The organism is Deltaproteobacteria bacterium, assembly GCA_019912665.1.
Lineage (GTDB): Bacteria > Desulfobacterota > GWC2-55-46 > GWC2-55-46 > GWC2-55-46 > UBA5799.
In genome coordinates this window covers 313,403-339,820 of record JAIOIE010000021.1, presented here as the reverse complement: position 1 = coordinate 339,820, position 26,418 = coordinate 313,403, and the positions used below count along the sequence as shown (strand labels likewise).

25 protein-coding genes and 1 tRNA gene are annotated in these 26,418 nt (G+C 56.8%); 13 read left to right on the top strand and 13 right to left on the bottom strand.

Annotated features, from left to right (window positions below):
• Nucleotides 1–383: 383 nt before the first annotated feature.
• The 4 genes from K8I01_11005 to K8I01_10990 form a co-directional block, all read right to left on the bottom strand.
• Nucleotides 384–1,184, bottom strand: a complete 801-nt coding sequence (locus K8I01_11005) for a hypothetical protein (protein ID MBZ0220944.1) — start codon at nt 1,182–1,184, stop codon at nt 384–386.
• A complete protein-coding gene (gene nrfD, locus K8I01_11000; protein ID MBZ0220943.1) occupies nt 1,181–2,464 on the bottom strand; it encodes a polysulfide reductase NrfD in 1,284 nt (427 codons plus the stop codon). Before nrfD ends, K8I01_11005 begins: the two co-directional genes overlap by 4 nt.
• A 66-nt stretch (nt 2,465–2,530) precedes the next feature.
• Entirely contained in the window at nt 2,531–3,370 is an 840-nt protein-coding gene (locus tag K8I01_10995; protein ID MBZ0220942.1) for a 4Fe-4S dicluster domain-containing protein, read from the bottom strand.
• Nucleotides 3,371–3,643: 273 nt separating this feature from the next.
• Nucleotides 3,644–3,946 carry a hypothetical protein gene (locus tag K8I01_10990; protein MBZ0220941.1) on the bottom strand — a complete coding sequence of 101 codons (303 nt, stop codon included), beginning with the start codon at nt 3,944–3,946 and terminating at the stop codon, nt 3,644–3,646.
• 711 nt (nt 3,947–4,657) lie between these two features.
• Between K8I01_10990 and K8I01_10985 the strand changes: the two genes are divergently transcribed.
• From K8I01_10985 to K8I01_10970, 4 genes are all read left to right on the top strand, one after another.
• On the top strand, nt 4,658–6,160 hold the full coding sequence (locus tag K8I01_10985) for an NFACT family protein (protein MBZ0220940.1): 1,503 nt from the start codon (nt 4,658–4,660) through the stop codon (nt 6,158–6,160).
• Complete coding sequence (locus K8I01_10980) at nt 6,157–6,615, top strand: hypothetical protein (GenBank protein ID MBZ0220939.1); 459 nt, start codon at nt 6,157–6,159, stop codon at nt 6,613–6,615. Before K8I01_10985 ends, K8I01_10980 begins: the two co-directional genes overlap by 4 nt.
• A gap of 11 nt (nt 6,616–6,626) precedes the next feature.
• The gene (locus tag K8I01_10975) at nt 6,627–7,541 is read left to right on the top strand and encodes a TIGR01212 family radical SAM protein (GenBank protein ID MBZ0220938.1); all 915 of its coding nucleotides are present in this window, start codon (nt 6,627–6,629) and stop codon (nt 7,539–7,541) included.
• A gap of 95 nt (nt 7,542–7,636) precedes the next feature.
• On the top strand, nt 7,637–8,707 hold the full coding sequence (locus tag K8I01_10970; GenBank protein ID MBZ0220937.1) for an aminopeptidase: 1,071 nt from the start codon (nt 7,637–7,639) through the stop codon (nt 8,705–8,707).
• Between the two features lie 178 nt (nt 8,708–8,885).
• Here K8I01_10970 and K8I01_10965 read toward each other — a convergent pair whose 3' ends face one another.
• Nucleotides 8,886–10,118, bottom strand: a complete 1,233-nt coding sequence (locus K8I01_10965; protein ID MBZ0220936.1) for a hypothetical protein — start codon at nt 10,116–10,118, stop codon at nt 8,886–8,888.
• A gap of 181 nt (nt 10,119–10,299) precedes the next feature.
• Here K8I01_10965 and K8I01_10960 point away from each other — a divergent pair, with 181 nt between their 5' ends.
• From K8I01_10960 to K8I01_10925, 8 genes are all read left to right on the top strand, one after another.
• A complete protein-coding gene (locus K8I01_10960) occupies nt 10,300–10,884 on the top strand; it encodes a D-sedoheptulose 7-phosphate isomerase (GenBank protein ID MBZ0220935.1) in 585 nt (194 codons plus the stop codon).
• A 168-nt stretch (nt 10,885–11,052) separates the two neighbouring features.
• Nucleotides 11,053–12,000, top strand: coding sequence for a deoxyhypusine synthase family protein (locus tag K8I01_10955; protein ID MBZ0220934.1), 948 nt, complete (start codon nt 11,053–11,055; stop codon nt 11,998–12,000).
• A 1-nt stretch (nt 12,001) separates the two neighbouring features.
• The gene (gene argH, locus K8I01_10950; GenBank protein MBZ0220933.1) at nt 12,002–13,390 is read left to right on the top strand and encodes an argininosuccinate lyase; all 1,389 of its coding nucleotides are present in this window, start codon (nt 12,002–12,004) and stop codon (nt 13,388–13,390) included.
• Nucleotides 13,391–13,579: 189 nt separating this feature from the next.
• Complete coding sequence (lysA, locus tag K8I01_10945; GenBank protein ID MBZ0220932.1) at nt 13,580–14,863, top strand: diaminopimelate decarboxylase; 1,284 nt, start codon at nt 13,580–13,582, stop codon at nt 14,861–14,863.
• Nucleotides 14,864–14,870: 7 nt separating this feature from the next.
• Entirely contained in the window at nt 14,871–15,686 is an 816-nt protein-coding gene (gene dapF / locus K8I01_10940; protein ID MBZ0220931.1) for a diaminopimelate epimerase, read from the top strand.
• Nucleotides 15,687–15,712: 26 nt separating this feature from the next.
• Nucleotides 15,713–16,603, top strand: a complete 891-nt coding sequence (gene dapA / locus K8I01_10935) for a 4-hydroxy-tetrahydrodipicolinate synthase (GenBank protein MBZ0220930.1) — start codon at nt 15,713–15,715, stop codon at nt 16,601–16,603.
• Nucleotides 16,600–17,409: a 4-hydroxy-tetrahydrodipicolinate reductase gene (dapB, locus tag K8I01_10930; GenBank protein MBZ0220929.1), complete on the top strand. Its 810-nt coding sequence runs from the start codon at nt 16,600–16,602 to the stop codon at nt 17,407–17,409. The genes dapA and dapB overlap by 4 nt, the downstream gene beginning before the upstream one ends.
• Nucleotides 17,410–17,590: 181 nt before the next feature.
• Nucleotides 17,591–18,358 (top strand): DsbC family protein, encoded by a 768-nt coding sequence (locus K8I01_10925; GenBank protein ID MBZ0220928.1) that lies wholly within the window; start codon nt 17,591–17,593, stop codon nt 18,356–18,358.
• A gap of 294 nt (nt 18,359–18,652) precedes the next feature.
• Here K8I01_10925 and K8I01_10920 read toward each other — a convergent pair.
• A tRNA-Thr gene (locus K8I01_10920) sits at nt 18,653–18,727 on the bottom strand.
• A 97-nt stretch (nt 18,728–18,824) separates the two neighbouring features.
• On the opposite strand from K8I01_10920, the gene K8I01_10915 reads away from it, so the two are divergent.
• Nucleotides 18,825–20,276: a diguanylate cyclase gene (locus K8I01_10915; GenBank protein MBZ0220927.1), complete on the top strand. Its 1,452-nt coding sequence runs from the start codon at nt 18,825–18,827 to the stop codon at nt 20,274–20,276.
• A 231-nt stretch (nt 20,277–20,507) separates the two neighbouring features.
• Here K8I01_10915 and K8I01_10910 read toward each other — a convergent pair whose 3' ends face one another.
• From K8I01_10910 to hydG, 7 genes are all read right to left on the bottom strand, one after another.
• Nucleotides 20,508–20,927 (bottom strand): VOC family protein, encoded by a 420-nt coding sequence (locus K8I01_10910; protein MBZ0220926.1) that lies wholly within the window; start codon nt 20,925–20,927, stop codon nt 20,508–20,510.
• A gap of 248 nt (nt 20,928–21,175) precedes the next feature.
• Nucleotides 21,176–22,444, bottom strand: coding sequence for a phosphomethylpyrimidine synthase ThiC (gene thiC, locus K8I01_10905; GenBank protein MBZ0220925.1), 1,269 nt, complete (start codon nt 22,442–22,444; stop codon nt 21,176–21,178).
• A gap of 25 nt (nt 22,445–22,469) precedes the next feature.
• The gene (gene thiE / locus K8I01_10900; GenBank protein MBZ0220924.1) at nt 22,470–23,105 is read right to left on the bottom strand and encodes a thiamine phosphate synthase; all 636 of its coding nucleotides are present in this window, start codon (nt 23,103–23,105) and stop codon (nt 22,470–22,472) included.
• A 35-nt stretch (nt 23,106–23,140) separates the two neighbouring features.
• On the bottom strand, nt 23,141–23,926 hold the full coding sequence (gene lgt / locus K8I01_10895) for a prolipoprotein diacylglyceryl transferase (protein ID MBZ0220923.1): 786 nt from the start codon (nt 23,924–23,926) through the stop codon (nt 23,141–23,143).
• Nucleotides 23,927–23,936: 10 nt separating this feature from the next.
• Nucleotides 23,937–24,701: a thiazole synthase gene (locus tag K8I01_10890; GenBank protein ID MBZ0220922.1), complete on the bottom strand. Its 765-nt coding sequence runs from the start codon at nt 24,699–24,701 to the stop codon at nt 23,937–23,939.
• Nucleotides 24,702–24,753: 52 nt separating this feature from the next.
• Nucleotides 24,754–24,957: a sulfur carrier protein ThiS gene (gene thiS / locus K8I01_10885; protein MBZ0220921.1), complete on the bottom strand. Its 204-nt coding sequence runs from the start codon at nt 24,955–24,957 to the stop codon at nt 24,754–24,756.
• Nucleotides 24,954–26,306 (bottom strand): [FeFe] hydrogenase H-cluster radical SAM maturase HydG, encoded by a 1,353-nt coding sequence (hydG, locus tag K8I01_10880; GenBank protein ID MBZ0220920.1) that lies wholly within the window; start codon nt 26,304–26,306, stop codon nt 24,954–24,956. Before hydG ends, thiS begins: the two co-directional genes overlap by 4 nt.
• Nucleotides 26,307–26,418: the final 112 nt, after the last annotated feature.

Here is a 26,418-nt window from a genome sequence, read left to right as displayed (position 1 = left end):
TAAAATCCTCCTATTTTTATTCAGACCTCGATTGCGTCCGGACTCTCCTGCCGAATCGAGTCAGGTCTTCTACGCGTAGTACGTTTACGGGGCTGAAATAAAAAAAGACCTTTACCGCGGCGCATGAAAATGCCGCGATAAAGGTCTCGCTTGTTAGTTGGAAACTAACCGGTGGCACCGGGCCACTTAAGCCGTGTTGACGGCCGCCGCCGATTCAGCTACTCCCCTTTATTGCAGTGGAAATTAACAGAAGAGTAACGTGTTGTCAAGATGAAGCGGCAATGACGGCTGCAGGCGGCAAGCAGCTGCTTCAGAGATAACTACCTGTCGAACGCAAAAAAAAGAGGACGGGATTTCTCCCGCCCTCTTTTGCAGGTCTATTTTCAGTGACCAGCGCTATTCTCCCCTTGGCCGTGCCCCTTCTCATGGTCCGCGTTGGTGCGTGTCCTCGGGTACTGGGGCCTGGGCTCAGGCACTATGGGGTCGAACCTCTTCTCCTGGACCGTGTGCGGGTTGTGGCACTCGGTGCAAACCCACCATCTCTTTTTGCCGCCCTTTTCCCAGCTCCCTATCCTTTTCCCGTGGATGCCGTCCCGCCAGTCGGAGTATACCTCTCCGTGGCACTTGCCGCAGAGTCTCTGGGGCTGGTTAAGGCTTATCTCCCCGCCCTTGTGGTCGATGAAAGTATCCCTGTTCCTCGGGTTATGGCAGTCGAGGCACCATATCGCGCCCCTGCCGTGCTGCAGGTTCATGGAGTCGGGCACGATATCCTGGTGCATGGCAAGGGGCCTGGGGTTCTTGTCCCTCGGATACGGCACCATCTGCCCATTGTGGCAGGCGGTGCAGGGCATGAAATATTTAAGCTGCCCGGTCCTCGGCTTTACGACAGCCTCCTCATGGCTGTAGTCGGCCTCTATCGGCATATCGCCCATGGGCTCGGTGCCGTCAAAGGGGTCGCCCCACCAGAGCACCCCGCCGGTCTTGTTCGAGCACTTTACGTTCGGTAGCCCCGGGCTGACCTCTGTCCGGGTCACGTTCGAGTACCCGTCCCTGCTTTCGAAGCAGTCCGTGGGCTCCTGCTTGTTCTTGAGATTATGGATGTAAGTGTCCTCCGAGTGGAGAGGCGGGGCCAGAAAAAGGACCGCCGTAAACGAGGCCACTAGTGCGAGCGCGGTCTTCCTCATTTGCATATCTCCTCGCGCGAATGGACGACGGGCTGCCACTCGCTTGAAAACTCGCTCGCAAGGTCCGACGCCGCCCTGTACTTTACCTCTCCGAGGAGCACCCCTATGGCGCCTTTTGCGAGAACCGTGAATATGAGGAGGCCTGCGGCCCAGCCGCCGAGCGTATTCACTATCTCGATCGCCGAGGGCGTGTACTCGGATAGCTCGCCGATGGGCGAGGGGATGAACGCCGGGACGACTAGCCCCATGCCCTTGTCTATCCATACGCCGGCGAATGTGAAGGCGCAGGCGAGCGGCAGCCAGAGCTTGTGGTTTTTCCTGAGCGAAGGCGTAAGGAGCATGAAGAACGCGGCAAGGAGCAATACGACCGCGCTCCAGTACCAGATGACCAGGCCCGTGAGGCCGTGCTTGCCGAATATGAGGTACTGGAGCGAGAACGAGTGCTCGGTCGACGGATAGAGCTCGGTCACCACCTCTGATATGCCGAGGAATATGGTTATGCCCAGGCACCACGTTACTATCTGTGCGAGGGTCTCAATGGCTTCGTCGGCGATCTTGAGCTTCGTGAACTTGTTAATGACCAGGAACGAGACGATTATCATCGACGGGCCCGCGGCAAAGGCCGTGGCGATGAACTTTATCGGCATCATCGAATGGAACCACATGGGCCTGGAGGGCATGGTGTTCAAGAGGAACGCCGTGACCGTGTGTATGGAGAGCGCCCAGACTATCGAGATGTAGACGAGCGGCATGTAGAAGAGCTTATTGACCTCCCGGCCCGTGTATTTCATGTAGAGGTAATAGAAGGCGCATACGGCGTTAAGGCCCAGATAGCCGTTAAGGACTATGACGTCCCAGGTGAGCATGGAGTGCGGCCAGTTGAATATGCCTATTACCGGGATGAGGTGCCAGAGCCTGTCGGGCCGACCCATGTGGAACATTATGAATATCATGACCATGGAGACCGCGGATATGGCCAGCACTTCGCCAAGGACGACGATCTCCTTCATTTTTTTGTGATGGTAGACATAAGAGGGGAATACGACCGTTACGGCAGCCGCGGCCACGCCGACCAGGAAGATGAACTGGGCCTCGTAGAGCCCCCAGCTCACCACGTCATTGTAATTCGTTACGATCATGCCCTTGGTGAACTGCTCGTACGCGCCAAGGCACATGAGGAACGAGAGAAAGCCCAGAAAGATGAGCCAGCCGTAGAAGACGGCGCTCCCTCTGGCCACGTACACGAACGAGTCCAGGGCAAAACGGATAAGAGGCTTCATGCTATTCCCCTTCGCATGGTGGAAAAACGGGCCGCCCAAAAGGCGCGCCGCCGTCTTTACAGCCGGTTAATCGATGAAATAGAAGAATTTCGGATAGGTGTTGAGCTCGGCCTTGAGCCGGAACACCCTCTTTTTCTCCAATATCTTCCTTACTTCGCTTTCGGGGTCGAGGAGGTTCCCGAACTTTCTGGCCCCGACCGGGCAGACCTCCACGCAGGCCGTGTAGCGGCCCTGCCTGGTCCTCTGAAGGCAGAACGTGCACTTTTCGGCGACACCCTTCATCCTCGGACGGTTCCCGAGATAATGCGTAACAGGGTTCATCTCCTCGGCCGGGAGGTTGGGCTCGCCCCAGTTGAACCTCCGGGCCCAGTACGGGCAGGCTGCGATGCACATCCTGCACCCGATGCACCAGTTGTAGTCTATTACCACTATGCCGTCAGGGTCCCTGTACGTGGTGCGGACCGGGCAGACTTTGACGCAGGGCGGCTTTTCGCACTGCATGCACTGCATTGGGAAGTAGAAGTGCCCCTTTTCAGGGACCTCGGCGGGCTCGTAATAGTGCTCGCCTTCGAGCACCACGCCCGAGTTCTGGTAGGCATTCCCGCCCACCTGTATGCCGGCGGGGTCCGGGTAACCCTTGTCCATGTTCTCGGCAAGAAAATTCCCCTTCTCCATCTTCAAGACCCGTATCCACTGGACCTCGGGGTTGTCGCGGGACTGGTTGTTTTCCTTCACGCAGGCATAGACGCACCGCCTGCAGCCTATGCACTTCTGGATGTTGAGGGCGTAGCCGAAGAGGACCCCTTCCTGGGCAGGTGTGCTGTCGACGGTGGTCTTTTTCCCGAACTCCTCGGTATATCTCTTTTCGAGCCGGAGTACGGCCTCCCTCTTCTCGTCCTCGGTCATGAGACGGTAGTTCTTCTGGAACCACTCGCCCCAGGTGGCCTTGGCCTCGGCCTCGTCCGAACCGGAAAGGAGCGCCCCTGCGCCCGAGAGGGCCGCGGCCGTGACGGTGAGCCCGGCGCCGCCTAAAAATTCGCGGCGTGACGTTTCGTCCGGCTTAAGCGGCGCGTCCTGTTTCTTGTCGTCCTTGTCCCTGGGTTCAGACACTTCAGTCCTCCATCCGGTTCGAAGCAGCCGGCAATTACGCCGGGGATATCATTTCCTTAACGGGCCGCCTCAGGCGACCGGGTTCTGATGGAACTCAAAAAGACGCTTGAGGAGGTCTTTCTTTTCCTCTTTGGTCATGACGACATACTGCCTTGAGGCGAGCACGCTGTCGCCCGGAAGCACGTCGTCGAGATATGCCTTCTGGTGGTCTTCCTTGAAGATAAGGTCCCCGGTCTTTTTGGCAAGCCCGGCTGTGGCAGCGACAGCGACGCCGGCGACAACGGCCTTTGAAAGGAATCCGCGCCTGGATGACCGGGCCATTGCCCTATTGTCCGGGCCGGAGAGCGCCTTTTTGCCTTTATTATCGTCCATTGCGGTTACCTCCGGTCCCGGTTCTCTAAATTATTTGAAGAGTTGAGAGGCGGTGGGAAGAGGGCCTTGCCCGGTCTCCGGGGCCTCTACGGGCCTGCCACGCCATTGTGATTTGTTGACGATAATATAATAACCGGAACTCTATTGTCAAGCTGGTTTTTGTATACAGTATCCAGTGCTGAATTCGCTCCGAAACAGGCTCTTTCTATTTGGGTTCGGGGCTCCTTCTTCTGATAATAGAAGGTCCTTTTCCGCGCTTCCGCGCGTTTTTTGAGGGTAAGGCTCGCTTGCCAGCCCCCCCACCCCCGTGAACGGGCCCCTGAAGTCGCTGCGCTCCTACAGCCTCGGCCCGTTCACGCTCTTCCTCCCTTTATGCTGCGCTCGCCTCACCATCGGGGGTTTGTTAAAGACAAAAAGAAACAAAGCACTTTTGTCTTTAAAAAACAACACGGGGCATAAGGCGTTGCGAGCATGATGCTGGGGGAAGGGCGAGCGAGGCGAGGAAGCAGGAGCTCGGCCCCAAGGGGCCGAGCGAGGAGGATGGAGGCTGAAAGCGAGCGGAGCCTTATGCCCAAAAGAGCGCGGCAGCGCGCAAAAGGCCTTTTGCTTTGCGCAGGCCGCGCCAATTCGAGCTGCATTCAGTGTGACAACGAGCCGAAGGTAATCAATCCCTTCCGGTCAGCGCAAATAAGATGATATAATCTTCAACTTATGGGGCCGCTCCTGTTAAAAAATGTCGTATCCGAACTGAATGAACGGCTGAGCGGCGGGGTGGTTTCCAAAGTCCACCAGCCGGACGACCGGAATATCCTGTTAAGGATATTCGTAAGGGGGAGGGAGGAGAAGCTCGTCATATCCGCCCACCACAGGCTCGGAAGGATGCACCTGACCGGACTGGAATTCAAGAACCCCCCGTCGCCGCTACGTTTCTGCGCCTTCCTCCGTAGCAGGATAACCAACGCCCGTATAGAAGGAATTTCCCAGTCGGACCTCGAAAGGATAGCCTACATAGGCTTAAGCGTCAGAAAAGGGGATGACAGGGAGGCATTCAGGCTCGTCTGCGAGCTGACCGGCAAGTCCGCCAATATCATCCTCGTTGATAATGAAGGTATCGTGCTCGACGCATTGAGGTATTTCGAGCCTGAGACATCGGTCAGGGCCGTTATGCCCGGCTTCAAGCTTTCGCCCCTGCCTCCCCTGGAAAAAGCGTTTAGGGAAGAGGCGGTCCCGAGGCTTGAGGGAGAGAGCTGGAACGAGGCGGCAGACAGGTTCTACTCCGCTCTCCTCAGTGAAGAGGGGTTCTCGGCCCGGAGGGGGGAACTTAAAAAGGTGATCACCGAGGCCGGGAAGAAGCTCAAGAGGAAGCTTCAGAACCTTGAGGGAGACAGGGCAAGGGCCCTTACTGAAATCGAATACTATAAGACGGGCGAGCTCCTTACGGCCAACTTCCACCTCCTTAAGAGGGGCATGAAGGAGGCCGAGGTCATTGACTATACGAAAGACCCGCCCGAGCCGGTGCTCGTAAGGCTTGATGAAAAGCTCGGCCCTGCCGAGAACGTTGAGAGGTATTTTAAGCGGGCAAGAAAGGCGAAGAAGGCGCTGAAGCTTCTTGAAGAGCGGGTCCCCATCGTCGAGGGGGAGCTTGAGTACATCGGCTCCCTCCTCTATCAATCAGAGGAAGCGGAAACATACGAGGACCTTTTAGAAATAGAGGAAGAGCTCCGAAAAGGGGGTTATCTCAAGAGAATGGAAAAGGAGAAGTTAAAGGAGGCCGTCAGGGCCGAGCCCATACGAAGATTCAAATCTTCGGACGGCTTCGAGATACTCTGCGGCAAGAGCGGGCCTGGAAATGACCTCATTGTATCCGAATACGCATCGAACGAGGATATATGGTTCCATGCCAGGAACATGCCCGGCTCCCACGCGCTCATAAAGGCCGGCGGCAGGTCCGGGGAGATCACGAAGAAGACCATCGAGGAGGCGGCCTCCATCGCTGCCTTCTACAGCAAGGGGAAGAACGCGTCCAAGGTGGATGTCATCTACACCGAAGCCCGGAACGTAAAAAAGCCCAGGGGAGCGAAGCCCGGCATGGTCATGGTAAGGGAATTCAAAAGCGTGGTCGTCAGGCCCGGCCTCCCCAAGGGCGTTGTCGATGGAGTAGATAGGGGAGAAGATAAAGGAGAGGACAAGGCCGGACGCGGAGGGGCGTCTTGAAAATAAAGCACACCTTCCTCCTTGAAGAGGGCTTCTGGGTGGCGACAGGCGAGTATTTCGACACGCACGGCGCTCCGGTCGCAATGGAAGGCACGGCCCGGATAACCCACGGGAAGGGACTCTGGAAGAGCCGGGGCGTTATGAGGTTAAAGGAGCCGGGCAAGGCCGGGATGGAGATTGAGAATAACTACGAGATACGGCCCTTCGAGGAAAGGGACCATACGGGCTGGACGTCCATGAACCCGGCGCTCGGGCGGCTAACGGGCCTCTTCGTCATCGTGGACGACACGATCGTCTCTACCATATCCTCTGAGGACGGCCGGTTCTCCGGCATAGAGTGCCTTCAGAAGGTAACGGACTACCATTACCGGACGAGGGGCTTCATCTTCAAGGGCGACGAGAAGGTCTCGTCCTGGGCTGCGGACCTTGTGAGGAAAAGAGAGGGGATGCACTGAGCCGGAGCGCCATGTCTGAACTATACAACCCCCTTTCATCCCATCTTAAATCCGTCTTCGGCTGCAAGGTATTCAAGGTGAGCATCGATATAGGACTACCCTGCCCGAACCGGCGCGGCGGGGCGCGCGGCGGCTGCTCATTTTGCGTCGAGTCCACGCTCGTCCCCAAGACATTTGAAGCGGGCATGGGCGTAAGGGAGCAGCTCATCTCCGGGATCGAGTATGTAGGGAAACGGTACAAGGCGGAAAGGTTCATCGCCTACTTCCAACAGGGCACGAACACGAACGCGCCTGTTGGTGTATTGCGCGGATATTTCAGGGAAGCCCTTATCCCGGAGGTCGCGGCCATAGCCGTGGGCACAAGGCCGGACTGCCTTGATGACGCAACATTCGGGCTCCTTTCTGAGTTGAATGAGGAGAGGCCCCTTTGGTTGGAGCTGGGCCTTCAATCGGCGAATGATAGGACGCTTTCGAGGATAAACCGGGGGCACACGGCCGAAGATTTCAGGGGCGCCGTTATCCGGGCGGCAGCGCGGGGCATAAAGGTGTGCGCTCATGTGATAATAGGGCTTCCGGGCGAAAGGGAAGCCGACTACCTCAAGACTATCGATTTCCTTGCCGGGCTCCCGGTCTGGGGCGTGAAATTCCACCAGCTCCAGATCGTAAAGGGCTCTCACATGGAAAAAGAGTGGAGGAGGGGAGAGATAGTGACGCTATCTCTTGATGAGTACGCGGACGCGGTTGTAAGGTGTCTTGAAAGGCTTCCCCAGGATGTGGTCATACACAGGCTTTGCGGAGATGTGCCAAGTGAACTCCTTAGCTCCCCGGTCTGGGGCGCGAACAAGTTCAAGGTGATCGAAAAGATAACAGGGCTTTTAAGGGAGCGGAATACCAGGCAGGGGGCAAAGACAACCGGAGCCCCCTGAAGAATCCCGGTCGCGTTGGCCTGTTTTTTTGGTATACTGACCAGAGCGCCTGAAGCTTCTTCATATCCTGAATACCATACCGGAGGTCATATAAGATGGCAGACCCGCGCGTTACAAAACTTGCGTCCATACTCGTTAACCACTCTCTCGGGGTCAAGAAGAACGATACCGTCCTTATTAGCTCTTCGACCGAGCTCGCCAAGCCCCTTGTGCTCGAGGTCTTCAGGGAGGTATTGAAGGCCGGAGGCCACCCCACGACGAGCATAGGTTTCGAGGAGACTTCCAACATATTCTTCGATACGGCTACAAAAGAGCAGGTCGCCTTCTTTCCCAAGACCAAGCTCTTCGAGGCCAAGAATATCGACTGCTTCGTGAATATCAGGGCGTCGGCCAACAAAAAGGCGCTCTCTAACGTTGACGCCAGGGTCGTGGGCGAGAGGAGCAAGGTATTACGGCCCATAAGCGAGGAGATCGTGAACCGCAAGAGGTGGATCCTCTGCAACTTCCCCACGAACGGGCTCGCGCAGGAGGCGGACATGAGCCTCGAGGAGTACGAGGACTTCGTCTACGGCGCTACCAACATCGACTGGAACAAGGTCAAGCAGAAGGAGATGAAGCTAAAGGCCGCTCTCGACAGGGCCAAAGAGGTGAGGATAGTCGGCAAGGACACGGACTTGAAGATGGGTATAGCCGGGAGAAAATCCATCCCCTGCTACGGCGAGAGAAACATGCCCGACGGAGAGGTCTTCCTCTCGCCCGAGGAGGACTCGGCAGAGGGCTACATCTATTACGAGATGCCCGCAATATACCAGGGCCGCGAGGTTACGGGCATAAGGCTTAAATTCAAGGCCGGAAAAGTCGTTGAGGCGAGCGCGGACAAGAACGAGGACTTCCTGATAGCCATGCTCGACACTGACAAGGGCGCGCGCTTCCTAGGAGAGCTGGGAGTGGGCGTTAACTACGGAATCCAGAAGTTCACGAAGGACATCCTCTTTGACGAGAAGATAGGCGGCACCGTGCACCTGGCTGTCGGCAGGTCCTATGAGGAGGCGGGGGGCAAGAACATCTCCGCCATACACTGGGACATGATAAAGGACTTAAGGAAAGGCGGGGCCATATATCTCGATGGAAAGGCCATACAGAAGAACGGCAGGTTCCTGATTTAGGACCTCAAAATTGCCCTTTTCCCCGATCTATTCGTTAGGGCGGAAGTAAAAATGCTCACATATTGTCATATATGCTGCGCTTTTTACTTCCACCCTGCCTCGACCTCGGGAAACAGTTCTAATTTTTGAGGTGCCTAAATCCAAATATAAATTCTTAAATAGACGGATTCACGATAAATCATCTCTTTCTAATTACCTCTATGTGCCTGTCCGGGTTGATGGGTATCTGAATACGGGTCTCCTCTCCTATGAGGCGGCTCCAGCCTGCCCAGTAATGGTCTTCGAACGGCTCGGAACGGAAGCCAGAGACGAGCGACGATGCAAGGCCTGCGACGAGGAGCGCCTTTATGATGTATCCCTTCCATGCCACCTTCTGGCCCATGAGGGCTATCAGAGACCATGCGACCATGACATAAACGAGATAGGAGTACCTTACCCCGTTATCCGGCGGCACGAGCGTAAGCGGGTTTGATTTGAATTTTATAATGGTGGCGAGAAGGACGGCTGACATGAAGCCCAGGAAAACCGTTATCTGGAACCGTCTCTTTGTTTCGGACCAAAAGGCGAGATACGCTATAAACAAGAGAATGAGCGCGAACGCCCCTGTAAGCATGAAGGGGTTCAGGCCGTAAGGGAGCGAGTTCCCCAGGAAAAGGTTCCCGAAGAACTTGCGCCCGATGACCGAGGCCAGGATAAAGAGGTTGTCGGGGGTCCGCTCTTCCTCTGTAACCTGCCCGGTCGCCATGAAAAAAATCTGCACTGCTGCCGCCGCAAGGGCCGCAAGCAGTATCCCCGCATTATAACGACTCCTCTTTTTATGGAACCTCAAGGCGAAAAACGGCAGTAGAAAGACGATGAAGGGCCCGGTGAGGCCGCAGAATATGACGGCTGAAAAGTCGAGCGCGGCCTGAGCTTTTACATTGCCGTATTCAGGGCGGGGCTCCTCCTTAAGGAGCGTTATTACGAGGAGGAGCGCAAGTACCCATTGGACATTGGTGATGTTAAGGAAGACCTCTCCGTTGTAATGGGGCACTAGCACTATGGCGAGGGCGAGAAGGGGTTTGTTCCCAATATCCAGCCTCCCGGAGAAGACGCTCAGGACCACAAGGAGCGTAAGCGCGAGGCTCAGGTAGTTATAGACGTAAGGCGCGGCGTAGTAGGGGAATAAGGCATCGGAGAAGAGGGCCACTAGCCTCGGGACGAGATGCAGATAGCCTGCATAAGGGTTAAAGAGAGCGGAAGGGCCCTGGTTATACTGTTCGATAAAGAATACGGTAGCGTCCTCGGCCCAGAACTGGGGATATGTGAGCGCGTCGGTCTTCCTTATGAGCAATAAAAGCGCGGCAGCCGCAAGGACCAATAGCGGGATGTTCCCTGAAAAGGGCGCTCTTTTTTTAGGGGGATTCGGCACGCGTACTCTTGCCCGGACAGGTTTCAAAGGCGAGGCCGGTTTCTCGTGATTTTCTCCCCGGATTATATTATCCGGGTGCGTTGAAATCAAATCTTATTCGGCTTGAATTCTCTTGACTCCAAAATGCCTAAGAAGATATTATCTGAGTACCTGTCTTCGGCCATAAGGCCCGGAAATAAAGATGAAAAATGACGATATAGCGGCAAGGTCGTTTAAAGAGAGCATAAGGGCCAAGGAGAAGTTCCTGACCCCCGAGAATGTCTCGGCGGTCGTGCGCTCGGCTGAGATCATTTCCGAGGTTTTCAAAAAGGGCGGGAAGCTCTTGATCGCCGGAAACGGCGGCTCTGCCGCGGACGCCCAGCACCTGGCGGCCGAGTTCGTGAACAGGTTCGAGGTCGAGAGGCCCCCGCTACCCGCCGTAGCGCTAACTACCGATTCGTCGGCGATTACGAGCATCGGGAACGACTACTCGTTCGACGAGGTCTTCTCAAAGCAGGTCACGGCGCTCGGCAGGCCCGAGGACGTGTTGATAGCGATAACCACGAGCGGCAACTCCCGTAATATCCTCAAGGCCGTGGAGGCCGCCGGGGCCGTTGGCATGAAAGTAATAATTCTCACGGGAAAGGGCGGGGGGCTCCTTGCCGGAAAAGGCGACGTATTCATAAATGTGGACGCCGCCAGGACCGCCCGCATACAGGAGGTGCACATCACCTTCTGCCACGCGGTCTGCGAGCTGGTGGACCATATGCTCTTCCAGAAGGTTTAACAGGCTGCTGAAAAAGCCAAATCTGCGGCGTCGTCTTCAAAATCGGACACTCCGGCGTACAAAAAAGTACGCCCCATTCCTTGTTTTTCGGCTCCTTGCATCTTGAGCTTTTTGAGCAGCCTGAATAAGATTTTGAGTTTTTCAGCAAACTGTTAGGAAGCGTACTGAATGAAGTTCAAGCCTATCTCCTCCAAAGGCCTCAAGACCTACTCGATAAAGGACAGGAAAAGCAAGGTTAGCGTGGGGGATTTTGCCGTCCCCTCGACCAGAGGCTCTTCTTTCGCCGGGTTCCTCGAAAGCCTACCCAACATACTCGCGGCCAGGGACATTAAGGAGGTCGCATCCGCGGTCGTCCAGGCCCACAGGAGCGGCCGGACCGTGGCCGTCGGCATGGGCGCACATGTCATCAAGACGGGCCTTTCCCCGCTTATAATAGACCTCATGGAGCGGGGCGTCGTCTCGGCAATAGCCATGAACGGCGCTTGCGTGGTGCACGATTTCGAGACCGCCTTTGCCGGCTGCACCTCGGAGGACGTTGATGCTGAACTCGGTAGCGGCTCATTCGGCATGGCCGAGGAGACAGGGAGGCTCCTGAATAAAGCGATAAAAAGGGGCGCGAAAAAGGGGCTCGGATGCGCGGTCGGCGAGATGATATGGAAATCCCGCTTCCCGCATAAGGACAAGAGCATCCTCGCCGCAGGGGCGAGGCTCGGCATACCCGTAACAGTGCACGTAGCCCTCGGGACCGACATCCTCCACATACACCCGCACATGGACGGCGCTGCCACAGGCGCGGCCTCGACGATGGATTTCAGGATTTTTTCTTCGGTAGTCGCCTCGCTCGAAGGCGGCATATATGTAAACATCGGCTCTGCCGTGATACTCCCGGAGGTCTTCCTTAAGGCGATCACTCTCGTCCGGAACCTGGGGCACGATATAAAAGGCTTCTCTACCGTCAACATGGACTTTATCCAGCACTACAGGCCCCTTACCAATGTCGTCCGGAGGCCGACCATGGGCGGGGGAAAGGGATACAGGCTCACCGGCCACCATGAGATAATGGTGCCGCTCCTTTACGGGGCGGTGATTGAGATGCTTGGCGAGGGAAATAACTAATATGAAAAAGAAGGCGTGGTCAGGCAGGTTTACCGAGTCTACGGACAGGCTCGTGGAGGAGTTTAACGCCTCCATAGGGTTCGACTGCCGCCTCTTCAGGCACGACATAAGGGGCTCGGTCGCGCACGCGAAGGTCCTTGTAAAGGCAGGCATCCTCAAGGAATCCGAAGCCAGGCGGATAATCAACGGCCTCAATGAAGTGGAAAAGGAGATAGCCTCGGGTAAGGCAAAGCTTACGCCCGAGCTTGAGGACATCCACATGGCTGTCGAGGCGCTCCTTACAAAGAAAATAGGCCCTCTCGGCGGAAAGCTCCACACCGGACGGAGCAGGAACGACCAGGTGGCCCTCGACATAAGGCTCTATCTCAAGGACGAGATATTCGAGATACTGAATCTCGCGCACGGCTTTAAGAAGGCGCTCGTCGATACCGCCGAGGCCAATCTCGATAGTGTCATGCCGGGCTACACGCACCTCCAGAGGGCCCAGCCCGTGCTCTTCGCGCACCATCTCCTTGCCTATTACGAGATGCTAAAGCGCGACACAGGGAGGCTACTGGACTGCCTTGAGAGGATGGATGAGATGCCGCTCGGGGCCGGCGCGCTCGCCGGGAGCCCCTATGCCCTCGACAGGCAGTACGCCGCAAAGCTTCTGGGTTTTTCCAGGGCGACCGACAACAGCCTCGATTCCGTAAGCGACAGGGATTTCGTAATCGAGTTCCTCTCAGCGGCATCCATTTTGATGATGCACCTTTCGCGCCTCTCAGAGGAGATAATACTCTGGTCATCGCAGGAGTTCGGCTTCATCGAGCTATCGGACGCCTTCTCAACCGGCTCCTCCATAATGCCGCAGAAGAAAAACCCGGATGTAGCCGAGCTTGCGAGGGGAAAGACCGGAAGGGTTTACGGCCATCTCGTTTCGCTACTTACGACCATGAAGTCGCTCCCGCTTGCATATAATAAGGACATGCAGGAGGACAAGGAGCCGCTCTTCGACACTATCGATACGCTCAAGACCGTTTTGAAGGTATACGCGCCCATGCTCAGGACCATGAAGGTGAACCGGGAAAGGATGTTCAGGGCGACCGGCGCGGGCTTCCTTAACGCCACCGACGCAGCCGACTACCTCGTCCGGAAGGGGTTGCCCTTCAGGGAGGCGCACGAGGCCGCAGGGAGGGCCGTAGCCTACTGCATAAAGAAAGATAAGACCCTGGAAGAGCTTGACCTGAAGGAATGGAAGGCCCTTTCGCCGCTTTTTAACGAAGACATAAGGGAGGCGGTCTCCATAAAGAGATCGCTTAACGCAAGGAAGGTCTACGGCGGCACGGCGCCTGAAAGCGTCAGAAAAATGCTCCGGGCCGCGAAAAAAGAAATAGAAAAAGGGGCCTGCTGATGAGGTATTTCATAATAATCACAGCTCTCCTTGTCCTTGCGGCAGGGGCATCATCCTGCGGCAAAAAGGGCCCGCCATTGCCGCCGCTGGAGACGGCTGCCCTTGTAAACAGGTAATACCCCGCTACCCGTCTATATCCTTTGAACCTTGGAAGTCTTTTGATAGAATAAATTATTTCGGAGGGCATTGATGCATTTCTTCGAGTACAAGGGCAAAAACTTCTACGCCGAGGGAGTACCCGTCGGGCGGATAATAAAGGAAGTAGGCACGCCGGTCTATATCTACAGCCAGAAGACCTTGAAGCGCCACTACAAGGCCTATGACGAGGCCTTCGGGAGTGTTGCGCACCTTATCTGCTATTCCATAAAGGCGAACTCCAATATCTCGGTCCTCCGGGCTTTTGCCGAGGAGGGGAGCGGCTTCGACATCGTCTCCGGCGGAGAGCTCTTCAGGGCGCTTAAGGCCGGGGCAGACCCGCGTAAGATCGTCTTTTCCGGCGTGGGCAAGAGGGAGGACGAGATAGAGTACGCGCTAAAGAGCAACATACTCATGTTCAATGTGGAGTCCCCCCAGGAGCTCCGCGCCATAGACGCGATAGCCGGGCGCTTGAGGAAAAAGGCCGGGATAGCCATAAGGGTCAATCCGGACGTGGACCCGAAGACGCATCCCTACATATCAACGGGGCTCAAGAAGAACAAGTTCGGCATAGAGACCGGCGAGGCCTTCAAGGAATACCTCAACGCCAAAAGGCGGCTTAAGAACGTGGACCCCATAGGCATAGACTGCCACATAGGCTCGCAGATAACGAAGCTCGGCCCGTTTGTGGACGCGCTCCGTAAGACGACCGACCTCCTTAAAAAGCTCAGGGCCGAGGGCGTGGAAATAAAGTACCTGGATATGGGCGGCGGCCTGGGCATCACCTATGACAGGGAAGAGCCGCCGCACCCGAGCAAATACGGCGAGGCCGTCATGAAGGGCACAAAGGGCCTCGGCGTCACATTGATATTTGAGCCCGGAAGGTCTATGGTCGGGAACGCGGGCATACTCGCCACAACGGTCGTCTATACCAAGAAGAATGCTAAGAAGAACTTCGTGATAGTCGATGCCGCAATGAACGACCTCGCAAGGCCCAGCCTCTACGGCTCGTACCACGCCGTAAAGGCGGTCAAAAAGAACGGCAAAAGGGGGATCGTCGCCGACGTGGTCGGCCCGATCTGCGAATCGGGCGATTTCCTTGCAAAGGACAGGGAGATACCGCAGGTAGCGCCCGGTGATACAATAGCCCTCATGAGCGCGGGCGCGTACGGTTTTTCCATGTCGAGCAACTATAACACCCGGCCCCGCGCGGCCGAGGTGATGGTAAGGGGCAGGGAATTCTCGGTCATAAGGAAGAGGGAGAGCCTCGAAGACCTCGTAAGGGGAGAGGAAGCGCGCCCAGTAGCGAAGCGGAAAAAGGCGGCCCGGAGAAGGTAGCATGAAGATTAAATTTTCCAAGATGCACGGCCTCGGGAACGACTTCATCGTCATTGACGCGATGTCAAGGGACATACCCGGCATCGCCGGGAAGCTCAAGAAGCTCTCTGACAGGAGATTCGGGATCGGCTTCGACCAGGCGCTCATACTCAAGTCCTCGAAAAAGGCGGACTTCAGGATGGACATCTACAACAGCGACGGCGGCAGGGTCGAGATGTGCGGGAACGGCATACGCTGCCTTGCCGAGTACGTCTGGTCCAGGGGGCTGTCGAGGAAACGCAGGCTGGACATAGAAACGCTTGCGGGTATAATCAGGCCAGAGAGGGCTGGGAAGCTGGTGAAGGTTGACATGGGCGAGCCGGTCCTGGAGGGGAGTCTCGTGCCTACGCTCGCGGAGGGCAGAATCGTCGACAGGAGGCTTGCCGCAGGCGACAAATCCTTCGAGATAACCTGCGTCTCCATGGGCAACCCGCACTGCGTCATATACGTTGACGACGTGGACGGCTTCCCGGTTACGAAGTACGGTCCGCTTCTGGAAGTAAACAGGTTTTTCCCGAAGAAGACCAATGTCGAATTCATAGAGGTCCTCGGGAGGAAAAGGATAAAGATGAGGGTATGGGAGCGCGGGGCGGGCGAAACGCTTGCCTGCGGGACAGGGGCGTCGGCGGCCGCTGTAGCGTCCATGCTCAAGGGCCTCACGGACAACAAGGTCGCGGTCCTATTGAAGGGCGGCAGGCTCGACATCGAATGGTCGAATAAGGACAACCACGTATACATGACCGGACCGGCGGAAGAGGTCTTCAGGGGAGAGATAGAGCTTTGAAAGGGAAAACCGGCAAGGAGGGAGAAATGTTCACAGGCTCGATAACCGCCCTGGTCACTCCGTTTCGGGACGGGGGGGTCGACGAGGAGGCTCTTAGGAGGCTCGTCGAGTTCCAGATAACGAACGGCTCGGACGGGCTCGTGCCGTGCGGCACTACCGGCGAGTCCGCGACCCTTTCCTACGAGGAGCATGACAGGGTAATAGAGCTCACAATAGAAGCGGCCGCCGGGAGGGTCCCTGTTATCGCCGGGACAGGCTCGAACTCCACGGCTGAGACAATAGCCCTCACAAAGCACGCCGAGAGCGCCGGCGCAAAGGCCGCTCTTCTCATAACGCCATACTATAATAAGCCCACTCAGCAGGGCCTTTACGAGCATTACAGGAAGGTGGCCGAGGAGGTCTCCATACCCCTTATACTCTACAACGTGCCAGGGAGGACGAGCGTAAACATGCTCCCGGAGACGACCGCGAGGCTCTCGGAGCTTAAGAACATCGTCGGGATAAAAGAGGCAACCGGCGACCTCAAGCAGGTGAGCGACACTATCGAGTTCTCAAAGAAGGGCTTTATCGTCCTTTCAGGCGACGACTTCACGACCCTGCCGCTACTTTCAATCGGCGGGCACGGCGTGATATCCGTCACCTCGAACGTCGTCCCCGGCATGGTATCTGATATGATAAAGGCGTTCATGAAAGGCGACCTCGCCGGCGCACGGGATATTCATTACAGGCTCGAGCCCCTCAACAGGGCCATGTTCCTCGAGACGAATCCGGTCCCGGTAAAGACGGCCCTTTACATGATGGGCATGACCGGCCCGGAGTTGAGGCTTCCGCTCGTCGATATGAGAGACGAAAACAGAGAAAAGCTCGCGTCCGTCCTCGATAGCTTCGGGCTCGTAGCGAAAGGAGCCCGGAGATGATTAAGATAGCGGTCACCGGCGCCGCCGGAAGGATGGGCAGGGCCATAATAGGCGCGATAGAGGCGAACCCCGCGACCTCCTTTTCCGGGGCCCTTGAAAGGGAGGATTCCCCGTACCTAGGGAAAGACGCCGGCGAGATGGCCGGGATAGGAAAATCCGGGATAAGGATAACCGACAGCCCGGAAAAGGCGTTCAAGAAGGCTGACGCCATAATAGATTTCAGCACCCCCGAATCGTCCATGAAGGTATTGGACTTGGCCGTAAAATTCGGGAAGGCCCTGATCATAGGCACTACCGGGTTCTCTTTCCATCAGCGGGACGAGATAAAGGAGCTCTCGGAAGGCGGCAGGGTAGTGATGGCCCCGAACATGTCCGTGGGCGTGAACCTTCTCCTCCGGCTCGTACAGGAGGCGGCGTCGGTCGTAGGCAGGGAATATGATATTGAGATAATAGAGGCGCACCACAGGCACAAGAAGGACGCCCCGTCAGGGACGGCGCTCAGGATAGCTGAGGTGGCCGCTACAGCCGTAGGCCGGGACCTCGACAGCGTTGCGGTCTACGAGCGCAAAGGGATAATAGGCGAAAGGAGGCCGGAGGAAATAGGCATACAGACCATAAGGGCCGGCGACATAGTGGGCGACCACACCATAATATTTGCGGGTCCAGGCGAGAGGATAGAGATAACCCACAAGGCCTCATCGAGGGACACTTTCGCGGCAGGGGCCGTAAAGGCCGCGGTCTGGGTGATGGACAAGCCGAACGGTCTCTATGACATGCAGGACGTGCTGGGGCTTAAGCGCCTCTAAGCGGTCTTTTTGAAGCACCTCTAAAATAGATATTCCCCCGGACTCTGGGTAGTTACGGGAAAAGCGCGAAAGAACCTCTTTTTAGAGGTTGCCTGAAAAGAATTTTCGACATCTCACCCCCAGAAGGTTTTAAAACGGCTTCCCAGGCGGGACCGGTTCGGCCCAAACCAAAGGAGAAAAGATGAAAAAGATAAAGGTACTGGCGCTCGTTTCAGCACTGGCAATAGCCGCCTCGTATGCCCCGGAGGCCGAGGCCTTCGAGGCAAAAGGGGGGAATTGCGCGGAATGCCATACCATCACAAAAGAGGAAGCCTCGAAGCTCCTTAAGGCCGATAAGTTCAAGGCGGAGGTCAAGGCGGTCCGCTTAAGCCCGGTAAAAGGCCTCTGGGAAGTGGAGCTCGTCCAGGGCGATAAGGTCATCCTTGTCCATCTGGACTTCGCGAAAAAGACCCTAATAGAGGGGAGGTTCACGGAGCTTTCCGATCTTGGCGAGCCGAAGCCCTTGAGGAGGGTCGATCTCAAGGACGTCTCGATGGAAAAGGCGGTCGTGATGGGGGATCCCAAGGCGGAGAAGAAGGTAGTCGTCTTCAGCGACCCGGATTGCCCGTACTGCGCCAGGCTGCACGAGGAGCTTAAGGAAATAATCGCCGAGAGGAAGGACATCGCCTTTTATATAAAGATGTACCCACTCGCGATACATCCAAGCGCCTATGAGAAGAGCAAGGCAATAGCCTGCCAGAAGTCGGTCAAGCTCCTCGAAGACGCATTCGCCGGGAAAAAGCTCCCGAAGCCCGATTGCGAGACCCAGGAAGTGGACAATAACATCCGGCTCGCAGAGGGGCTCGGCATAAAAGGCACCCCGGCCCTCGTCATGCCCGACGGCAGGCTCTTCCCGGGCTATGCGCCGGCTGACGTGCTCCTTGGGGTCATAGACAACCGGAAGCCCTGAGGTCTTATAAATAAATCTCAAGCTGCGCCCTCTTCAGTCCGAAGAGAGGAATGATCTGGCAGGATGTTGGAAAAGTCCTTCCTGGACTTTTTCAGCCACAATGAATCCGTCCAAGCCTCACAAATTGCTCGACTTGGATACTCTTCGCAATCTGGCAATCCATCCATGGATTGCTTAGCAGGGTGTTTTTCAACAACCTGCTAGTTTTGCCAGATTTGCCTTGACTTTTATACATGTAAAAAGATAAGAAAAGGCAGGTCCGGTGCGTATCGCGCACGGGGGAATCGAAACGAGTGGAGCCGGCGGGGGGAGTTGAACCCTCGACCTACTGATTACGAATCAGTTGCTCTACCACTGAGCTACGCCGGCGTTTTAAAAAATAAATGTTAAGATAAAAGGCCTGTTTTGTCAAGCTTTTTGAGCCAAAAAGGCCATGGCCGCGGCATCCCCCGGCCCTGAAAGGCTTATGGGCGTAGACACACTCACGATCGAGAGGACGAACAGCAACAAGGTCCTCATAATCGACGATAACCTTGTCAATAAGGCCGCAATCGAGGACGTCCTGGCAGAGAACGGGTTCGAGACCAGGGCCGCTGCCGACGGCAAGGAGGGGCTCCGTATTCTCCATGAATGGGTCCCGAACGTCATACTACTCGACCTGGTCATGCCGGGCATGGACGGAATGAGCGTCTGCCGCGAGATCAGGCGGATGAACATCTCCCCTAGGCCCTCCATAATCATAATCTCCGTTAAGGACGACAAGGAATCCATCGTAAGCGCGCTTACTAACGGGGCTGACGATTTCATAGTGAAGCCCCTGAACGGGGCCGAGCTCGTGGCGAGGGTGAAGGCCCAGAAGAGGATATGCGAGTTCTACCGGGAGCTCGAGGAGGACAAGAAGAACCTGGAGACCCTGCTTGACATCACGACCGCGATGGCTGCGACCCTGGACGCCTCGGAGATACTCAGCACGATTGTCGACAAGGTGGCCGCGACGACCAACGCCGTCAGGTGCTCGATAGTGCTGATATCGACGCACGAGAACGAGGGATACGTGCTCGCCTCTCACGAGGACCCGCAGGTAAAGGAGCTCAAGATCGACCTCTCAAAGTACCCCGAGATAAAACAGGTCATGACGAGCAAGATGCCGCTCGCCCTCGAGGACGTGCTCGGGAACCCGATAATGTCCCCGGTCCGCGACAGCATCAAGGACCTGGAAGGCATGAGCATACTCATCCTCCCCATAGTTTTCCACGACGAGGTCCTCGGGACCCTTTTCCTCCGGACCAGAAAGAAAAAGAACGGGTTCACGCAGAAGGAGATAGATTTCTGCAGGATAGTGGCGAACGCCTCCTTCCACGCGCTCAGGAATGCCAGACTTTTCGAGAAGGTCGTAAAGGAGAAGGACGTCCTGAAGGAGATGGCCGTAAGGGACCACCTTACGAACCTTTACAACCACAACTTTTTCTATTCGAGGCTCGAAGAGGAGTTCGAGAGGGCGGTAAGGTATGAAACGCCGCTTTCACTCATAATGGTCGACATCGACAACTTCAAGAGCATAAACGACACCTACGGCCACAGGGTAGGGGACATGGTCCTCAAGGAAATCGCGGCCCTGATAAAAAAGGGCGTCCGGAAGACGGACGTAGTCGCCCGATATGGAGGGGAGGAGTTTTCGGTCATACTCCCGCACACGCTCCTTAAGGGCGCGGTCGACGAGGCCGAGAGGCTCCGCGAGATGATAGAGGCGCACGCGTACGCGGGCCTCGTGAACCAGAGGATAACCGTAAGCATCGGGGTGGCCTCTTATCCGCAGAAAGGGGCCATGAACTCCGGCGACCTCGTAAATCACGCGGACGACGCGCTCTATAAGGCCAAGTGGAGTGGGAAGAACTGCGTTAAGGTGGCTGAGGTGTAAGGGAAGTATATAAGGCAACCTCCAAAAATTGATCTTTTCCCCGGATTCTGTGTCAGAACCGGGAATAAAAATGCTCACATATTGTTCATATATGCTGCGCTTTTTATTCCCGGCCTTCCTTGACTCCGGGAAAAATCTCTAATTTTTAGAGGTTGCCATGCATGAATTTGTATTCGGGAAGGGAAAGGCGGGCTTCGGCCCGCCTTTTTAGCTTGTGCCAAGCGGAGCAGATTATTGAATCACAGGGTTTCCTTCGTCGAGGGACCAGAATGGATTGTGCACCACCTCCCACAAATAGCCGTCCGGGTCGGTAAAATAGCCGCCGTATCCGCCCCATGAGGTCTTTTGAGCCTTTTTAGGTATGCCCGCGCCGGCTGCCCTGGCCTCGTCCAATACCTTGTCCACTTCCTCGGGGCTCTCTACATTGTGCGCGAGGGTAAAGCCCGGGAATCCGCCGCCTTCCGGACTGACATCCGCATCCTTTGCGAGAAGGTCCTTCGGGTAGAGCGCGAGAACCACGCAGTTGAGCTTGAAGAAGGCTACCTCGCCGTTCACTACCTTTACGGGCCAGCCGAGCCTGTTTCCGTAAAAATCGAGGGACCGTTCAAAATCGCTCACTCCGAGCGTCACGACCGTGAGCCTTGGCTCCATAACCCGCCTCCGCATACCGGAATCATTAATCTAATCTGAAATTTGAATTCCCCACCGCTTGCGGCGGGAGGTTCATTTGCGACCGAGATTCTTATCTCGCCCCGTCCTGGGGCTCGCCCCTTCGGGCCTTGCACCTTTGGTGCAAGTTCAATTTTCGCTATCCTGCGAAAATTGTCGCTTCGCTCAGAATGACAGGCTGAAACAGTTTTTCAGCAACCGGTGAAACGCGCGGCTTGCCGCGAGGTGGTTCATTTCTGTATCTTTATCGCGCAGAGGCTCCCGCACATGGTGCAAACGCTCTCGTCCTCGGGCGGGCTCGTCTCCCTTATGGCCCTGGACCTCTTCGGGTCAATGGAGAGCCTAATCTGCTCCTCCCAGTCGAGGGCCTTCCTGGCCCTGGCGAGCCTTATGTCGGCCTCCATCGCGCCTTTCGCCTTCTTTGATATGTCCCCCGCGTGCGCGGCTATGCGCGAGGCCATGACCCCTTCGCGGACGTCGTCGACCGTCGGTAGCCTCAGGTGCTCGCTCGGTGTCACATAACAGAGAAAATCCGCTCCGGCCGCGGCGGCTATGGCCCCGCCGATTGCGGATGTTATGTGGTCATACCCCGGCGCTATGTCGGTGACGAGCGGGCCGAGCACATAAAAGGGCGCACCGTTACAGAGCCGCTTCTGGATGATTATGTTAGCCTCTATCTGGTCGAGCGGCACGTGTCCCGGCCCCTCTATCATGACCTGCACGCCCTCCTCGAATGCCTTTTTCGCGAGCTCGCCTAGCGTTATGAGCTCGTGGACCTGGCCCCTGTCGGTCGCGTCCGCAAGGCAGCCGGGACGGAGGCCGTCGCCGAGGCTAAGGACCATGTCGTACTTTTTGGCTATCTTAAGGAGCCTGTCATAGCCCTCGTAAAGCGGGTTCTCTTTCTTGTTGAATTTCATCCACTCGGCCGTGAGGGCGCCGCCTCTGCTGACGATTCCCATTATGCGCCCTTCCTTCCTTACCCGCTCTACCGAGCTCCGCGTGACCCCGCAGTGGACGGTCACGAAGTCCACACCGTCTTGGGCATGGGCCTCTATCGAGTCGAACATTTCATCGGGCTCGAGCTCTACAAAGGACTTCCCCTTTTTTCTGGCGTCATAGGCGGCCTGGTAAATAGGTACTGTGCCTATGGGTACGCTCGACTCGGCCATTACGGCTTTTCTTATTGCGGATACGTCCCCGCCGGTTGAGAGGTCCATTACCGCGTCTGCCCCGGCCTCTATGGCGGCCCTGAGCTTGGTAAGCTCTTCCTCTATATCGGCCCTGTCCTGCGACGAGCCTATATTGGCGTTGACCTTGGTCCGGAGACCCCTTCCAACCGCAAGGCCCTGTATGGAGTGGTGCAGTCTGTTCTTCGTGATTACGACGGTCCCGTCCTCGATGCCCTTTCTTATGAAGTCCGGGTCTACGCCTTCGGAGAGAGCAGCGTTCCTCATCTCTTCGGTTATAACGCCCTTGCGGGCGGCCTCAAGCTGTGTCATATCCGCTCCTTCTTTTATGCTGCATTTATTCTGTCTGCCTGCAGGCGAGGGCCTTTTCTATAAGTTCCCTTGCGGCCAGCGCCGCATCCTTGCTACCCATTATGGCTGATATGACGGCTATGCGCGCACCTCCGCCTACTGCCTCGCGCAGATTCTCTTTATTTACGCCGCCGAGCGCGTATACGGGTATGGAGAGCGCGGCGGCTGTATCTTTAAGCGCCACGGTCCCGAGGGGCTGCCCGTATTTCGCCTTAGACGGCGTATGAAAAACAGGCCCGAAGGTCACGAAATCCGCTCCCTTGGCCTCGGCTTTCCTTGCTTCATCGAGGGAATGGGTGGAGACGCCTATGAGTTTGCCCGGTCCGAGCAGCTCTCTTGCGCATGAGGCCGCGTAGGAGTTCGATGTAAGGTGCACCCCGTCGGCACCGGAGAGCATGGCTATGTCCACACGGTCGTTAATGAGAAGCTTCGCGCCGTATCCGGAAGCCAGTTCCCGGACCTCTTTCGCAAGGTGAAGCAGTTCCCTCGCTGAAAGGTCTTTCTCCCGGAGCTGCAGAAGCCTTATCCCGCCCGAGAGCGCCGCCTTCAAGGTGCTCAGGAACGCGCCCGGAGGGGCGGTTTTCCTGTCCGTTATCAAATAGACTGAAGGCAGCTTTCCCATTCCAATGAACGCAAGACCGGCTCTGGGCGGGGTCTTTACTTTCTCTTTCTCCCCGGAGCCTCCCAGAGCCTCTTGTAGAAAATTATGATGATTCCGGCCAGGGCTGCGGCCACGCTTACGGCCTGGGCCGCGCGGAGCGAGTCGAGCATAAGGCTGTCGGCCCTGAAGTGCTCGACAAAAAACCTCCCCATCGAATAAAGGACGATATACGAAGCGAATATGAAGCCGTCCTTATGCCCCTTTTTCCGGAGATAGAACCACAGGAATGAGAAAATCCCCAGGTTTATGAATAGCTCGTAGAGCATGACCGGGTGTAGCGGGATCCCCGGGAACTCCGAGCCCGCGGGAGATTCCGGCGGGAAGACGAGCCCCCAAGGGAGGTCCGTGGGCCTGCCGTGAGCGTCCCCGTTCATGAAATTACCGAACCTGCCGAAGGCCTGCCCGAGTATGATGGCCGGGGCAACTGCATCAGCCATGCGCCAGAAGGGAACGCTTTTTTTCCGGAGATAAACCCATGCCGCTCCCAGCCCGCCCAGAAGGCCCCCGTGTATCGCGAGCCCGCCGTGCCAGACGGCAGGTATCTCAAGTGGGTTCGCGCCGTAGTAGCCCCAGTTGAACGCGACATAGTAGAGCCGCGCCCCGAAAATACCGCCCGCGACGGTCCAGACTATGAAGTTCATGATGTCGTCGCGGCTTAAGCCCAAGCCTTTCCTTTCCGCCTCCCATATGATGAGGCGGCTCCCTACCAGGATCGCGATGACGTACATTAGCCCGTAGAACCGTATCTCTATCGGGCCGAACTCAAAGAGTACCGGATGCATTCCTTCCCGCCTATTCTATTACGCCGGAGAGCGGGCTCGACGCCGTGGCGTAGAGCTTCCTGGCTATTCTGCCGGAACGGTATGCGAGCCTTCCGGCCTCGACCGCCAGGTTCATGGCCTTTGCCATTGCGACCGGGTCTTTTGCCCCGGCTATGCCTGTGTTCATGAGAAGGCCGTCGCAGCCGAGCTCCATGGCTATTGCCGCGTCGGAGGCAGTACCCACGCCCGCGTCCACTATGACGGGCACCTTGACGGTTTCGAGTATGATCCGGATGTTGTAGGGGTTCCGAATGCCGAGCCCGGAGCCTATGGGCGCGGCAAGGGGCATGACCGCCGCGCACCCGATATCCTCGAGCTTCCTTGCCATTATGGGGTCGTCGTTCGTGTATGGGAGCACCGTAAAGCCGTCTTTTACTAGCACCCGTGCCGCCTCAAGGAGCGCCTCATTATCGGGAAAAAGGGTCTTTTCGTCGCCTATGACCTCGAGCTTTACAAGGTCGGTCTCAAGCGCCTCCCTCGCAAGCCGCGCGGTCCTTATCGCCTCCTCTGCCGTATAGCATGCTGCGGTATTGGGAAGGAGTGTGTATTTTGCGTCTATGTGGTCGAGAAGAGAGTCGCTTCCGCGGTCAAGGTTCACGCGTCGCACGGCCACGGTTATGACCTCAGCGCCGGAGGCTTCGAGCGCCTTCACCATGACCTCGTTCGAGGGGTATTTGCCCGTGCCGACCATGAGGCGGGACTTGAATTCGTAGTTGCCTATTTTCAATACGTCCATTGCTACGCTCCTGTCTTTAAGCCAGCCGTTATTTGAATCGTTCAAACCAAACCTACCCGCCGCCCACCATCCTGACTATCTCTACCGCGTCCCCCTCCTTGAGGACGGTTGTGCCCAATAGCCTCTTCGGCACTATCTCGCGGTTCAGGTCAATTGCAATGCCCTGCCTCTTTATTGCCAGGATGTTGAGTAAAGCGTCAATGGTCATTCCCTCGCTGATTTCCCTTCGCTCTCCGTTCACTTTGATGTGCATCAGAAGTACTGGTCCCTTTTCCCCTTCTCGAGGGCATCGAGTTTCAAAATGAGCGCCTCTTTAAGTCCCTGGTCCTTTACCCCGGCGAGCCCTTCGTCAATGGCCCGTTCGACAGATTCCCTTGTGCCGTTACTGCAGAAGTCCAGCAGGTACTCCTTCAGGGTTAGGATGGCGTTCGCCTGGCAGAACTTCTCCATCTCGCCTGCGATGGTCCTGCCGGTAAAGTCCCCTCCGGTCCTCCCGACCCTGTAGCAGGCAGTGCAGAGGCTAGGGAGAAGCCCCTCGTCCACGACCGACTTCATCACCTCGGCAAGTCCCCTGTGGTCGGTGGTCGAGAACTGCTCGAGGCTCGCCTCCTTGCCCGCGTAGCCGCCGGGGTTGGTCCGGGACGCGGCGCTCAACTGTGTAGCCCCGGCGTGTATGAGCTCTGCCCTCAAACTTGCCGGCTCCCTCGTTGAGGCTACTATCCCGGCGGACGGGACGCTTAAGCGGAAGACAGCCACAATCTTTTTAAGCTCGAGGTCAGTGACCCTCATCGGCACATCTTTCAAGCCGTCCTCGGCGGGCCGTAGCCTCGGTATGGAAATGGTATGGGCGTGCGCGCCGAATTTATTATAGAGGTGGAGCGAATGGGAGATGGTTGCGAGCGCGTCGAACCTGTAATCGTAGAGTCCCAGGAGCGGGCCTATGCCCACGTCGCCGAAGCCCGCCTCCATCGCCCTGTCCATCACGCCCAGCCTGAAATCGTAGTCCTTTTTCCTGCCAAACGGGTGCATGAGCTCGTAGGTGGGCCGGTGGTAAGTCTCCTGGAAGGACTGGTAGACACCGGCTCCCGAGGCCTTGAGTTCCTTAAGAGAGTCCGTTTCCATCGGGGGGGCGTTCACATGGACTATCCTTATGCCCGTCCTATCGTATATGGCCCTCACGCACGAGACGATATAGTCGATGCCCCATCTCGGGTCCTCGCCGGTCACAAGGAGCACGCGCTTAAAACCCATGCCTTCGAGGGTCTGCGCCTCTGTAACGGCTTCGTCGACTGAAAGGGCCTTTCGCGCAATCCCGTTACTGCCGCTTCTGAATCCGCAGTACCTGCAGCCGTTCGTGCAATGGTTCGAGAGATAAAGGGGCGCGAAAAGGACGATGCGCTTCCCGAATACCGTCTCCTTTACCTCTGCCGCGGTCTTTATAAGTAGCCCGGCCAGATTCGGCTCCTTTATGGCAAGGAGCGTGGCAGCCTCTTCAAGTGAAAGCCCCTTGGCTTTTGAAGCGGTCTTGAGCACCCGGAGGGCATCGGTCTCGCCCGGCTCAGGCAGGGACGCCAGGCGCTCTATATTTTCATGGTCGATGGACATCAGGGCAAACCGCCAGTCTAGGTTCCAGTCAAAGCAGCCCGGTAATGCATGGGAGGTCGGCGGGGAATAAAAAAGCCGCCAGACGGCGGCTTTCGGCAAGAGTGCCTTTTGA